Annotated in this window: 13 protein-coding genes; 10 read left to right on the top strand and 3 right to left on the bottom strand. The window is 63.1% G+C overall.

Translation table 11 applies throughout. From position 1 onward, the window contains the following. Window positions 1-64: 64 nt before the first annotated feature. From FFM53_RS34125 to FFM53_RS34100, 6 genes are read left to right on the top strand one after another with little or no spacing between them, the layout of a single operon-like run. Entirely contained in the window at window positions 65-1,051 is a 987-nt protein-coding gene (locus FFM53_RS34125; RefSeq protein ID WP_138389915.1) for a BMP family protein, read from the top strand. An 8-nt stretch (window positions 1,052-1,059) separates the two neighbouring features. Next, window positions 1,060-2,472, top strand: coding sequence for an amidase (locus FFM53_RS34120; RefSeq protein ID WP_138389916.1), 1,413 nt, complete (start codon window positions 1,060-1,062; stop codon window positions 2,470-2,472). Then, complete coding sequence (locus FFM53_RS34115; protein ID WP_138389917.1) at window positions 2,469-4,001, top strand: ABC transporter ATP-binding protein; 1,533 nt, start codon at window positions 2,469-2,471, stop codon at window positions 3,999-4,001. Before FFM53_RS34120 ends, FFM53_RS34115 begins: the two co-directional genes overlap by 4 nt. Next, window positions 3,991-5,040: an ABC transporter permease gene (locus FFM53_RS34110; RefSeq protein WP_138389918.1), complete on the top strand. Its 1,050-nt coding sequence runs from the start codon at window positions 3,991-3,993 to the stop codon at window positions 5,038-5,040. The genes FFM53_RS34115 and FFM53_RS34110 overlap by 11 nt, the downstream gene beginning before the upstream one ends. Further along, complete coding sequence (locus FFM53_RS34105; protein WP_138389919.1) at window positions 5,037-5,981, top strand: ABC transporter permease; 945 nt, start codon at window positions 5,037-5,039, stop codon at window positions 5,979-5,981. The genes FFM53_RS34110 and FFM53_RS34105 overlap by 4 nt, the downstream gene beginning before the upstream one ends. 25 nt (window positions 5,982-6,006) lie before the next feature. Further along, window positions 6,007-7,296 carry an amidohydrolase family protein gene (locus FFM53_RS34100; RefSeq protein WP_138389920.1) on the top strand — a complete coding sequence of 430 codons (1,290 nt, stop codon included), beginning with the start codon at window positions 6,007-6,009 and terminating at the stop codon, window positions 7,294-7,296. A gap of 62 nt (window positions 7,297-7,358) precedes the next feature. Here the strand turns inward: FFM53_RS34100 and FFM53_RS34095 are convergent, their stop codons facing one another. Both FFM53_RS34095 and FFM53_RS34090 read right to left on the bottom strand, forming a co-directional pair. Next, entirely contained in the window at window positions 7,359-8,057 is a 699-nt protein-coding gene (locus tag FFM53_RS34095; RefSeq protein ID WP_138389921.1) for a ribonuclease activity regulator RraA, read from the bottom strand. A 27-nt stretch (window positions 8,058-8,084) separates the two neighbouring features. Next, on the bottom strand, window positions 8,085-8,870 hold the full coding sequence (locus tag FFM53_RS34090) for an SDR family oxidoreductase (RefSeq protein ID WP_138389922.1): 786 nt from the start codon (window positions 8,868-8,870) through the stop codon (window positions 8,085-8,087). Between the two features lie 97 nt (window positions 8,871-8,967). On the opposite strand from FFM53_RS34090, the gene FFM53_RS34085 reads away from it, so the two are divergent. Beyond that, entirely contained in the window at window positions 8,968-9,840 is an 873-nt protein-coding gene (locus FFM53_RS34085) for a LysR family transcriptional regulator (protein WP_138389923.1), read from the top strand. Window positions 9,841-9,846: 6 nt separating this feature from the next. Here the strand turns inward: FFM53_RS34085 and msrA are convergent, their stop codons facing one another. Continuing rightward, window positions 9,847-10,356, bottom strand: coding sequence for a peptide-methionine (S)-S-oxide reductase MsrA (msrA, locus tag FFM53_RS34080; RefSeq protein ID WP_138334093.1), 510 nt, complete (start codon window positions 10,354-10,356; stop codon window positions 9,847-9,849). A 187-nt stretch (window positions 10,357-10,543) separates the two neighbouring features. Between msrA and FFM53_RS34075 the strand changes: the two genes are divergently transcribed. From FFM53_RS34075 to FFM53_RS34065, 3 genes are read left to right on the top strand one after another with little or no spacing between them, the layout of a single operon-like run. Further along, the gene (locus FFM53_RS34075) at window positions 10,544-11,689 is read left to right on the top strand and encodes an extracellular solute-binding protein (RefSeq protein ID WP_138389924.1); all 1,146 of its coding nucleotides are present in this window, start codon (window positions 10,544-10,546) and stop codon (window positions 11,687-11,689) included. After that, window positions 11,689-12,579: an ABC transporter permease gene (locus tag FFM53_RS34070; RefSeq protein ID WP_138334090.1), complete on the top strand. Its 891-nt coding sequence runs from the start codon at window positions 11,689-11,691 to the stop codon at window positions 12,577-12,579. The genes FFM53_RS34075 and FFM53_RS34070 overlap by 1 nt, the downstream gene beginning before the upstream one ends. Further along, window positions 12,576-13,403, top strand: coding sequence for an ABC transporter permease (locus tag FFM53_RS34065; RefSeq protein ID WP_138334088.1), 828 nt, complete (start codon window positions 12,576-12,578; stop codon window positions 13,401-13,403). The genes FFM53_RS34070 and FFM53_RS34065 overlap by 4 nt, the downstream gene beginning before the upstream one ends. Window positions 13,404-13,407: the final 4 nt, after the last annotated feature.

Below are 13,407 nucleotides of genomic sequence, written 5' to 3'. Positions count from 1 at the left end.
GCTTGACACATTTTTGGGCGCTACTATGATTTTTGAACCAAATGGTAAAAAAGGGGAACAATCAATGACCAAAGATATCCTGATTACACGCCGGGCAGTGATCGCGTCCGGCATTGCGCTTGGGGTCAGCGGCTTTGCCCCGCTGGCAAGGGCGGCTGCGCCGCTGAAGGTTGCCGGCATTCATGCGTCGCCGGTCGAAAATGCTTGGAACTCTTGTCTGCACAAGGCCCTGCAGGACGCGGCCAAGGAAGGCGTCATCGAATATGTCTTCTCCGAAGGAGTCTCCGGCACCGATTATCCGCGCGCCATGCGCGAATATGCCGAACAGGGCAACAAGCTGATCATCGGCGAGGCCTATGCGGTGGAGAAAGAGGCCCGGCAGGTCGCGGCCGACTATCCCGACACCGCTTTCGTTCTGGGTTCGAGCGGCGAGCAGGCCGGCGACAATTTCGGCGTCTTCGGCACCTGGAACCATGACGGCGCCTATCTCGCCGGCATGCTGGCGGGCAAGATGACCAAGTCGAATGTCGTCGGCTCGGTCGGCGCCATCCCGATCCCCGAGGTCAACATGCTGATCAATGCATTCGCAGCCGGCGTCAAGGCGGTCAACCCGGATGCAAAACACCTCGTCTCGTTCATCGGCACCTTCTTCGATCCGCCGAAGGCCCGCGAAGCCGGTCTTGCTCAGATCGACGCCGGCGCCGACATCCTGTTCGGCGAGCGCATCGGCACGGCCGATGCCGCCAAGGAACGCAACATCAAGTCGGTCGGCTCGCTGATCGACTATACGCCACGTTATCCGGATACGGTGTTTGCCAACGCCATGTGGTATTTCCGCCCGATCCTGGACGCTGCGATCGCCGATGTCGCTGCCGGAAAGCCTGTTGGACGGAACTACACGTCCTACGGCCTGATGAAGGAAGGCGGCAGCGACATCGTCTTCGTAAAGGGCGTGGCGCCTGCTGAAGCCGAGGCTGCGATGGAGGCCAAGCGGGCGGAGATCAAGGCCGGCACCTTCGAAGTTCCGAAGATGATGGACGAGCCGAAGTAATTCGGCTGATGCGTGGCGATGCGACGGATCTGGCGGCAGCGATCAGGCATGACAGCCTGAGCGCTGCGGAGGCGATGGAGGCTTCTCTTGAGGCAGCCGTGCTGCAGGAGCCGCTCGGCGCGATCGCCTATCTCGATGCCGTCATGGGCCGAGCCTCGGCGGAGGCCCGCGACAGCGAGCGACGGAACGAGCCCGATTGCTTTTCCATCAGGCCTTTCGCCGGTGTGCCGACCTTGGCGAAGGATCTTGGCGGCCCTTTTGCCGGGCTGCCGGTAACGGCAGGCTCCCGTCTCTTCGAAAGAAAAGGCGGCGAAGCGGACTCCGATCTGGCTGCCCGTTTCCGCGACGCCGGCTTTTGCCTGTTCGGCCTGACGACGAGCCCGGAATTTGGTCTGTCGCTCGCCAGCGAACCGGCGATCGGACCGATCTGTCGCAACCCACTCGATCCGGCACGAACCGCGGGCGGCTCTTCCGGCGGTGCGGCGGCAGCGGTTGCCGCCGGTATCGTCGCGATTGCGCATGCGACCGACGCCGGCGGCTCGATCCGTGTGCCGGCCGCCTGCTGTGGCCTCGTCGGACTGAAGCCGACGCGCGGCGCCACTCCCGGCGGGCCATCCTTCGGCAACCACTTGGCCGGTATCGCCAGCGAACTCGCGGTCTGCCGTTCCGTCCGGGATACGGCGCTGATTTTCGACGAGCTGAGCGGCAATTCACGAGGTCCCTTTGCGGATCCCTCCCCTGCCCATATTGACAACGGCTGTCTGCGGATCGGCCTGTTGACCGATACCGGGTCGATCTATCCAACTGAAGGTGAGCGGCTCGCAGCCATCGGGGATGCGGCTCGAGCCCTCGAGAGCGACGGGCACGAGATCGTTCCGCTGAGTTGGACCGAGTTCGAATGCAGTGTCGCCGCCAGCCGCCGCGCCTTCGCGGATATCGTCTCCGTCAACCTTGCAGCACTCATAAAGGCGGCGGCGCTTGATGAAAGCAGGGCCGAGCCTCTGACGCAGGCTTTCGCGGCGCGCGGACGAGCGCTGTCGGCCACCATGCTTTGGAACACGCTGAGCGAGGCCGTCCTGGTGAGCGGTAACCTTTGGGCGCTGTTCGACAGGGTCGATTGCATCCTGATGCCGCTGCTGTCTTCCGCGCCTCTTGTGATCGGCTCCTTTCCGTCCGATCATGCCGACACGGATCTGCATCTCGAGCGGATGACGGCATTTGCGCCGCTTGCCTGCCTCGCCAATATTTCGGGTTTTCCTGCTTTGACACTGCCTTTCGGACAGGATGAGCATGCCATGCCGCTGCCGGTGCAGATCATGGCGCCGATGGGTCACGAGCCGCGTCTGCTGTCGCTTGCCGCACGCCTGGAGGCCGAGGGGCGGTGGCAGCACCGTTTTCCCGTCGTAGGACTGCCGTCATGACCGCGCCTGTGCTGGAGATAGCAGGCGTCAGCAAGCGCTTCGGCGCCAATCTTGCCAATGACGATATTTCCATGACCCTTGCCAAGGGTGAGGTCGTCGCTCTGCTCGGCGAAAACGGTGCCGGCAAGACCACGCTGATGAGCATCCTTTTCGGCCACTACATGCCGGATGCTGGCCGAATCCTGATCGAGGGCACGGAGGTGCCGCGGGGCAAGCCGCGTGCGGCAATCCGCGCCGGCGTCGGCATGGTGCATCAGCATTTCTCGCTCGCGCCCAATCTGACCGTTCTCGAAAATGTCATGACCGGCACGGAAAAACTGTGGTCCTGGCGCTCGGGAACGTCAGCGGCGCGGAAGAAGCTCTTGGCAATTTCCGAGCGCTTCGGCCTCAAGGTCGATCCGGATGCCCGCCTTGGCGACCTGTCGGTCGGCGAGCAGCAGCGCGTCGAGATCCTGAAGGCGCTCTATAACGATGCCCGCATACTGATCCTCGACGAGCCCACGGCGGTGCTGACCAATATCGAGGCCGAACGGCTGTTCACGACGCTGAGGGAAATGGCCCGCCAGGGCCTGTCGCTGATCTTCATCTCCCACAAGCTCGACGAGGTGATGGCCGCGGCCGACCGCATCGTGGTCTTACGCGGCGGTAGGATGGTCGCCGAACGCAAGGCGTCGGAAACCAGCAAGGCGGAACTCGCCGAATTGATGGTCGGGCGCCGTGTGACCCGGCCCGTGCGCGAGCCGTCGACACCCGGTGCCGTTGCCCTCGAAGCGGCCGATGTGACGGTGCGCACCGGCGGCATTGATCGGCTGAAGTCGATCAGCTTCCGGCTGCATCAAGGAGAGATCCTCGGCATCATCGGCGTTTCGGGCAATGGCCAGGCGACATTGGCGCATCTTCTCTCCGGTATGCTGGCGCGCAGCGCCGGCGACCTGCTGCTGTTCGGCGAAGCCGTCGGCAATCTCGGCGTCGCCGATGTCGTCGACGCCGGCATCGGCCGCATTCCCGAGGACCGCAACGAGGAGGGTGTGATCGGCGAAATGGCGATCTGGGAAAACGCCGTGCTGGAGCGCATCGCCTCGCCGGCCTTTTCGCGCCATGGCCTCGTCAACCGCAAGGCGGGCATGGCCTTCGCCAGGGAGATCATCGACGGGTTCGATGTCCGCGGCGGCGGGCCGGCCATCCGCACCCGCCTGCTCTCCGGCGGCAATATGCAGAAGCTCATTCTCGGCCGCAACCTGCATCGGCGGCCGCGCATCCTGATCGCGGCGCAGCCCGCGCGTGGTCTCGACGAAGGGGCCGTGGCCGCTGTCCACGCCCGCCTGCTCGAAGCTCGTCGGCAGGGTACTGCCGTGCTGCTGATCTCGGAAGACCTCGACGAGGTGATCGCACTTGCCGATCGCATACAGGCGATCGTCGGCGGCCGCCTGTCCCCGCCCGTCGCGGCCGAAAGCGCCGATGCCCGCAGGCTGGGGCTGATGATGGCCGGTGAATGGCAAGAGACCCCAGAGGCCGATCATGCGATTTGAGCGCCGCGAGCACCGCCCTCTTTACCTGCTGATCGTCACGCCCGTCATCGCGGTCATCGCCGCGCTGGCGCTGGCGGGTATCCTGATCGCTATTGCCGGCGCGCCTGTTCTCGATGCCTATTGGCGCATCTTGACCGGTGCCTTTGGCTCGCGGCTGTCGGCCACCGAAACGCTGACGCGGGCAACGCCGCTGATGCTGACCGGGCTTGCCGCCGCCGTCGCTTTCCGGGCACGGCTCTGGAATATCGGCGCCGAGGGTCAGTTCTATCTCGGCGCCATCGCCGTTGCCGCGGCAAGCTCGAAACTGCTTGGCAATCTTCCCGCACCTATCCTCATTCCGCTGCTGCTGCTGGTCGGTGCCATTGCCGGCATGGTGCTGATCCTGATCCCGCTCTGGCTCAGGCTGCGCTTCTCGGTCGATGAAGTCGTCACCAGCCTGCTCCTGAACTTCATCGCCGTGCTCTTCGTCTCGATGCTGATCGATGGCGTTCTCAAGGATCCGCTCGCCTTCGGCTGGCCGCAGTCGCAATCGGTCAGCGATCATGCCATGCTGCCGAAGCTGATTGCCCGCTCGCGCCTGCATATCGGCTTTGTGATCGCAATCGCTTTGGCCGTCATCGTCCATTTCATCCAGTCCCGCACCGTGTTCGGCATGCAGTCGCGCGCCGCAGGCCTCAATCCCGGCGGCGCGGTCTTCGCGGGCGTCCCGCTCGGCAAAACGCTGGTGAAAGTCGCCTGTCTCTCGGGCGGGCTTGCAGGGTTGGCGGGAGCGATCGAGGTGATGGGGGTCAAGGGTTATGTGACGACCGACCTGTCGCCGGGTTTCGGCTATGCCGGCATCGTTGTCGCCATGCTCGCCAACCTCAATCCGCTCGGCGTCGTCTTCGCCGCCATTTTCACGGCCACCATGTTCGTGGGTGCGGACGGCATGAGTCGCGGCCTCGGCATCCCGACCTATATCGCCGATGTCACGGTGGCGCTGTCGCTGCTAACGATGCTGATCGCATTGTTCTTCACCCAATACAGGATCCGGCGATGATGCAACTGTTCGACATCATCGCTTCCGCCGGGCTCTGGGCGGCAATCCTGCGGATCGCCACGCCGCTGATTTTCGGCACGCTCGGCGCTCTGCTCTGCGAACGGGCGGGTGTGCTCAATCTCGGCATCGAAGGCATCATGACCTTCGGCGCAATGATCGGCTGGCTTTCGGTCTATCACGGCGCCGATCTCTGGACTGGCCTGCTGATTGCAGCGGTGGCCGGCGGCGTCTTCGGCCTGTTGCATGCGTCGCTGACGGTGACGCTCGGCCTCTCCCAGCATGTCTCCGGTCTCGGCGTCACGCTGTTTGCCTCCAGCTTCAGCTATTATGTCTTCCGGCTGATCGTGCCGCTTGCCAATACTCCGCCCACCATCGTGCCGTTCCAACCGATCGCCATTCCGGGTCTTTCGACGCTGCCTTTTATCGGGCCGGCCTTCTTCACGCAGACGGCGCCGACCTATCTTGCCATCCTTATCGCCCTGCTGATGGCTTACATCATCTTCCGCACGCCCGTCGGCCTTGCGATCCGCATGACCGGCGAGAACCCGCATGCGGCCGAAGCCCAGGGCGTCAATCCGATGAAGGTGCGCTATGGCGCGGTGATTGCCGGAAGCGCGCTGATGGGAATGGGCGGCGCTTTCCTGACATTGTCGGCGTTCAACAGCTTCTTCCCGACCATGGTACAGGGACGCGGCTGGATCTGCATCGCGCTCGTCGTCTTCGCCTCCTGGCGGCCGGGACGCGCGCTTTTCGGCGCGCTGCTCTTTGCCTTCTTCGACGCCTTTCAGCTTCGGCTGCAAACCGCGCTAAGCGGGCTTGTGCCCTATCAGCTCTTTTTGATGACGCCCTATATCCTTTCCATTGCCGCCCTTGCCGTCATGGCCCGCCGCGCCCGCGTTCCACAGGCGTTGATGCAGCCCTATCGCCGCGGCGAACGCTGAACCACTTCTGTCCAATGAGGCTCCGATGTTCGATCTGATCGTCAGAAATGCAAATCTCCCCGATGGCCGAAAGGGGATCGATATCGGCATCCAGGGCGGCAAGATCATCGCTGTCGAGCCTAATCTCCAGGCGCAGGCGCAAGAAGAGATCGACGCGACCGGCCGGCTGGTCAGCCCGCCCTTCGTCGATCCGCATTTCCACATGGACGCCACCCTGTCGCTCGGCTTGCCGCGCATGAACGTATCCGGCACCCTGCTCGAGGGTATTGCGCTCTGGGGGGAGTTGCGCCCGATCGTGACGAAGGATGAACTGGTCGATCGTGCGCTGCGCTATTGCGATCTGGCGGTCACGCAGGGTCTGCTCTTCATCCGCAGCCATGTCGATACCAGCGATCCGAGGCTTGTAACCGTCGAGGCGATGATCGAGGTGCGCGAGAAGGTCGCGCCCTATATCGATCTGCAGCTGGTCGCCTTCCCCCAGGATGGTTATTACCGCTCGCCGGGCGCAATCGATGCGCTCAACCGCGCCCTCGATATGGGTGTCGACATCGTCGGCGGCATTCCGCATTTCGAACGGACGATGGGTGAAGGTACGGCGTCGGTCGAAGCGCTCTGCCGCATCGCCGCCGATCGCGGCCTGCCGGTCGATATCCATTGCGACGAAACCGACGATCCACTCTCGCGCCATATCGAAACGCTGGCTGCGGAAACCATCCGCTTCGGCTTGCAGGGGCGCGTCGCCGGCTCGCATCTGACCTCGATGCATTCGATGGACAACTATTATGTCTCCAAACTCATTCCGCTGATGGCGGAGGCCGAGATCAACGTCATCCCCAATCCGCTGATCAACATCATGCTGCAGGGCCGGCACGACACCTATCCGAAACGCCGCGGCATGACCCGCGTGCGCGAATTGATGGATGCCGGGCTCAACGTTTCCTTCGGGCACGACTGCGTCATGGACCCCTGGTATTCGATGGGATCGGGCGACATGCTGGAGGTCGGTCATATGGCAATCCATGTCGCGCAGATGGCCGGCATCGAGGACAAGAAGAGGATCTTCGACGCGTTGACCGTCAATTCGGCGAAGACGATGGGACTTGCAGGCTACGGCCTGGAAAAGGGATGCAACGCCGACCTCGTCATCCTCCAGGCGAGCGACATGCTGGAAGCGCTGCGGCTGAAGCCGAACCGACTGGCGGTGATCCGCCGCGGCAAGATCATCGCGCGCTCGGCGCCGCGCATCGGTGAGCTTTTCCTGGACGGGCGCCCGGCACGGATCGACGGCGGCCTGGATTACGTGCCTCGTTATTGAGATAGGGCGAAAGCAAAAGGGCCGCGAAGCCGCGGCCCTCCTCAATCCGCCTGGCCCGGAGCCTATTTCTTCGAGGCCTCGTAGAGCGCCTTGGTTTCGGCGTTCATCGGGTAGAGGCCGGGCAGCGACACGCCTTCATCGATCCTGGTCATGATCCAGGCTTCCATGCGCTCCTGTTCCGGCGCTTCCGCCAGCACGACGTCGAGCAGATCGGCCGGGATCAGCACGGCGCCGTCCTGGTCGACGACGATGATATCATCCGGAAAGACCGCAACGCCGCCGCAGCCGATCGGCTGCTGCCAGGCGACGAAGGTGAGGCCGGCGACCGATGGGGGTGCTGCGACGCCGCGGCACCAGACCGGCAGGTTGGTGTCGAGCACGCCGGCTAGGTCGCGTACGACGCCGTCGGTGACGAGGGCTGCAACGCCTCTCTTCTGCATGCGGGCGCAGAGGATATCGCCGAAGATGCCGGCATCGGTAACGCCCATCGCATCGACGACGGCAACACAGCCCTCCGGCATCGCCTCGATCGCGGCGCGCGTCGAGATCGGCGAGGCCCAGGATGCCGGCGTCGCCAGATCTTCGCGGGCCGGAACGAAGCGCAGGGTGAAAGCCGGGCCGACGATGCGCGGCTGGCCGGGCTTCAGCGGAACGGCGCCGCGGATCCAGACGTTCCGCAGGCCCTTCTTCAGAAGAACGGTCGTCAGGGTCGCCGTCGAGACGGTCTTGAGGGTTGCTATCGCTTCAGCGCTGAGGGCCATCGGTGTTCGGTTCCAATTCGGTTTCTGTCAGATGCTCTGGATCATGCCGCCATCGACGCGGATCACCGATCCGGTGAGATAGGAGGCCGGCTCGCTCGCCAGGAAGGTGACGACATTGCCATATTCTTCCGGCCGGCCATAGCGACCGAGCGGAATACTGCCGGTGCTCTCAATGACGACGTCATCGAGGGAGCGGTTTTCGCGTTTGGCCTTCTGCTCGTCGAGGAAGGTGATGCGGCCGGTGGCGATCCGGCCCGGCAGGACGATGTTGACGGTGATGCCGTCGCGTCCGACCTCGCGCGCCAGTGTTTTCGACCAGCCGACCAGCGACAGACGCAGCGCGTTGGAGATACCGAGATTGGGGATCGGCGCAACTACGCCCGATGAGGTCGAGGTGACGATGCGTCCCCATTTGCGCGCGCGCATCTGAGGCAGCACACGATCGGTAACGGCGATGACGGAGAGCACCATGCTTTGGAAATACTGATTCCAAACCGCCGGATCCTGGCCGGATACAGTGGTCGGCGGTGGGCCACCGGTATTGTTGACGAGGATATCGACCGGTCCGAACTGGCGCTCGATTGCAGCGACATGCGCATCGATCGAACCGAGATCGGAAAGGTCCCATTGCAGCGCCAGCGCCTTGCCGCCTTCGGATTCAACCGCAGCCGCGGTCTTCTCAGCGGCGGCGAGATCGATATCCGCCGCGGCAATTCTGGCGCCTTCGCGCGCAAGCTTGGCGGCAATCGCGCTGCCCAGTCCGCCGCCGGCGCCAAGCACCAGGGCCGTCTTGTCCTTCAGGCCGAAATCCATTTCATCCATCTCCTCATAGGGTCTGGCCATCTTTCGGAGCAATGGATCGTAAATAAAATATGGCTTCTGCTTCGTTCAAGAGATAGAAAAACTATCGATGGACACACGTTTTCTCGAAACCTTCATTGTCGTTGCCGAGCGGCACTCTCTGGCGGAGGCCGCCCAGCGGCTGAACCTCACGCCCGCAGCTGTTGCCCAGCGTATCCGCGCATTGGAGGCCGAGCTCGGGGTGCGGCTGCTGGTGCGCTCCGGCCGCGTGATGCGGCCGACGGAAGCCGGTTTTGCCATTCTCGAACGTTGCCGGGATCTGGTGCGCGATACACGCGACCTGAAGGCGATGGCCGGCACCGCGACGATTTCGGGTGAGATGCGGATCGGGGCGATCAATACGGCGCTGACCGGTCTCGTTCCCGGCATTCTCCACCGCCTTGCGCAGGACTATCCGCTGATCGAAATCTTCCTCAAGCCTGGCGCGTCGATGGACCTCTATGCCGAGGTTCTGAACGGCACGCTGGACGCCGCCTTCATCATCGAGCCGCGATTTCCGATGCAGAAGACGCTGACTTTCAACAAGCTGCGCCAGGAACCCCTGGTGCTGATCGCTCCGCGGGACTGTGAGGGAGCGGATCCGCTCGAACTGTTGACGGCCCTGCCCTTCATTCGCTACGACCGCAACCAGTGGGGTGGTCACATCGCCGATGAATATCTGCTCGAGATCGGCATCCATCCGGTCGAGCGTTATGAGCTTGACGCGCTGGAGGCGATCGCGGTGATGGTAGACCGCGGTCTCGGAATCTCGATCGTGCCGGATTGGGCGCCGCCCTGGCCGGCGGGATTAGATATCGTCAAGCTGCCCCTGCCCCGCTCGTCCGCTATGCGCACCGTCGGCATCGTGGTGACGCGATCTTCGCCGAGGACAAACCTCGTCGCCGCGCTTCTGGAAACCAGCCGCGCGGCGATGGGAGCTTGATCAATTTCAGGCGATCTTCTGGCGGACCGGCAGTTTCCAGCCGGGTCGGACGAAATGGCAGGTATAGCCGTTCGGAATCCGCTCCAGATAATCCTGGTGCTCGGGCTCGGCCTCCCAGAAATCGCTGACCGGCACGACTTCGGTGACGACCTTGCCGGGCCACAGGCCGGATGCATCGACATCGGCGATCGTGTCCCTGGCGACGCGCTCCTGCTCAGGGGTGACATAGAAGATTGCCGAGCGGTAGCTCAAGCCGACGTCGTTGCCCTGGCGGTTGCGCGTGCTCGGGTCGTGGATCTGGAAGAAGAATTCGAGGATTTCCCGATAGCTGATCCTTGCGGGGTCGAAGATGATCTCGATCGCCTCGGCATGGGTTCCGTGGTTGCGGTAGGTGGCATTCGGCACATCGCCGCCGCTATAGCCGACGCGGGTCGAAATCACGCCGTTATATCGGCGGATCAGATCCTGCATGCCCCAGAAGCAACCACCGGCGAGGACTGCACGTTCTTCGGTCATTGGATATCTCCTTTTCCGCAAGAGATAGTGTCTCCTGCCGCCGATTTCCACACGGTGCAAAGAGCACAGCTGTGCAATTTCCCTGCCGAGACCCCCGATCCTGTCATGTCGATGTTACGCGCCGGCGCTAGCAAGGCCTTGGACAATCCTGCGGAGGCTGAGCCTCGACACCTGATGGAGACGGGTTATGAATAGACGCGAATTTCTGATCACATCGTCGGCTGCAGCCGGTCTGCTGGCGCTTCCGCGTTTCGCATCGGCTGCGGCCGGCACGATCGATCTCTACAGCGGTTCGGATGCCAACATCGTCGACCTCTGGAACAACGTCATCCGCCCGGCCTTCGAAAAGGCGCATCCGGGTGTTGCCCTGAAGGTGACCGATGCCGGCGATAATAATGGCCTGCGCGCCATCGCCGACCGTGCGCTCGCGGCGCTGAAGACGAAGACCGATCCGCAGGCCGACCTTTTCGAACAATTCGATCCCCGCCTGCCATCCGGCGGCATCGATGCCGGGCTCTGGGTCAAGTTCTCCGCCGAGAACATCGAGGGCTACGATCATATCAACCCGCTTGCCTTCGATACCCCCTACTCCCTTCCCTATCGCGGTTCGCAGGTGCTTCTCGCCTATGACACGACCAAGCTTGATCCGAAGGATGCGCCGAAGAGCTGGGATCAGCTCACTGCCTGGATCAAGGCCAATCCGGGCCAGTTCATCTACAACCGTCCTGACAAGGGCGGTTCGGGCGGAAACTTCGTCCGCCGCGCGATCCATGAGGCCAATGGCCGCGATCCGAAGAAGTTCAAGGTCGACAATTTCACCACCGACTTTGCCACTGAGACGCTGACGCCGGCCTTGAAGATCCTCAACGACCTCGCGCCTGCGCTCTATGACAAGGGCGCCTATACGGCCGGCAACACCCAGTCGATCCAGTTGCTCGCCCAGGGCGTCGTCACCATGGTGCCGGTCTGGTCGGACCAGGTGCTGCAGGCGATCTCCCAGGGTGTGCTGCCTGATACGACCGGCCTCGTGCAGCTTACCGATCTTGCCCTTTGCGGCGGCTTCTCCAGCATCACCGTGTTCTCGAACGGCGCCAACAAGGATGCGGCCCTCAAGCTTGCCGCATTCATGCTGACGAAGGAAATGCAGGAAGCGATCATCACCGAGATCGGCGGCTTCCCGGCTATTTCCTGGGACCACATTTCCGACGATCTTCGCAAGAAATATGCCGACGTCATTCCCTCGACCATCCCGACTTTCCCGGGTGGCGATTGGGAAAAGGCGATCGCCGACGGCTGGTACCGCAACGTTGCTCCGGGCATCAGCCGCACCTGATGTCCACTGACACTGCGCCGGCGGTTCTGCGCCGTCACCGGTCCATCAACAGGGGGAGTTCCATCGGGCTCCTCCTCGTTGCCCTACCGGTCCTCCTGCTCGCATGGCTGATCGTCTTTCCGATCTTTTCGGCTGTCGTCGGCACGATCTTCGTTCGGGGCCCCGACGGCGCGACGGAATTCTCGCTTGCCTCCTATCGCTTCTTCTTCACCGATGGCTACAGCCTCGGCAATCTGTGGCTGACGCTCTGGACCACCGCCGTCTGCGGTATTCTGCTTCTGGCGATTGGCCTTCCGATCGCGCTATACCTCCGCTTCTCGCAAGGGCGACTTGCCGCCTATGTGCAGGCTCTTGCGATCTTCCCGATGTTCGTGCCGTCGATCATTCTCGCCTATGCGCTGATCAGGACGATCGGGCCGAACGGCACCGTCGACCTGCTGCTGAACGCCGTCAGCCTGCCCAAGCTGCGCACGCCCTATCTGACGCCGTGGGGACCGGTCATCGGCCTCGTCTGGGACAATCTTCCCCTGACGGTGCTGATGCTGACGGCGGGGCTTTCCTCCGTTTCGAACAGCGCGATCGAAGCCGCCCGCGATGTCGGCGCAAGGCCGCTTCGGGTCTTCGTCTCGATCATCCTGCCGCGCATGGGGAACTCGCTGCTGGTGACTGCTTCCTTTGCGGTGCTTGGCATCTTCTCCGCCTTCACCCTGCCCTATGTGCTCGGCTCCGCATCGCCGGAGATGATGGGGCCGTTCATGCAGCGCACCTTCGCCGACATGAACGACCCACTGAACGCCATGACCCAGGCCGTCATCACATTCGGCTTCTGCCTGGTCTTCGGTATCTTCTATATCAGGTCGATCGCCCGCAACCGCGAGGCCCAGCCATGAGTGCCGGTAGATCGGGTACGGATCTTCGCTTCGACTGGATCGGCATGCTCTTCGCGTGCCTGCTGACGTTGTTCATCGCGCTGCCGCTGATCGTCGTCGGAACGTGGGCTTTCACCGAGGTCTGGCGTTATCCATCGGTGATCCCGCAGCAGTTCGGCCTGCGTTTCTGGGGCCAGACGCTGGCGCGTCCGGATGTCTGGGAAGCGCTCTTCCTCAGCCTGCGGCTGACGACGACGGTGACCATTCTTTCCGCCGTCATCTGCCTTCCCGCGGCTTACGCCTTCGCCCGCATGCGCTTTCCCGGCAGGAACATCCTGTTCCTGTCGTTCCTCGCATCGCATGCCTTCCCGAAATTCGGCCTGCTCGTCGCCATTGCCGGCATCTTCCTACAGCTCGGCCTGATCAGCACTTTCTGGGGCGTCGTGCTGATCCAGCTTGTCGGCACGCTGATGCTGATGATCTGGATCCCGGTCGCAGCCTTCCAGAATGTCGACCGGCGCATGGAAGAGGCGGCGCGCGATGCGGGTGCCACGCCGCTGCGCGTCTTCTGGTCGATCACCCTGCCGCAGGCCGGACCCACGATCGCTGCCGCACTGCTTTTGACCTTCGTCGGCACCTTCTACGAGACGGAAGGTGCCTGGCTGATCGGCGCGCCTCAGGTCCGCACCATGCCGGTGCTGATGATCAGCTTCATCAACAATCAGATCGTCGTGCAATACGGCGCCGTGCTGTCAGTCATGTTGTGGGTGCCGTCCTTCATCGCGCTGATGTTTGCCCGCCGCGTGATCGGCACCGGCGCCTTTGCAAGAGGTTTTGGCGCGTGAGGTC

Origin of the sequence: Rhizobium indicum (assembly GCF_005862305.2) — a bacterium.
Taxonomy (GTDB): domain Bacteria; phylum Pseudomonadota; class Alphaproteobacteria; order Rhizobiales; family Rhizobiaceae; genus Rhizobium; species Rhizobium indicum.
Note: the sequence above shows the minus strand (reverse complement) of the source record. Positions and strands in the feature narration are given on the sequence as shown.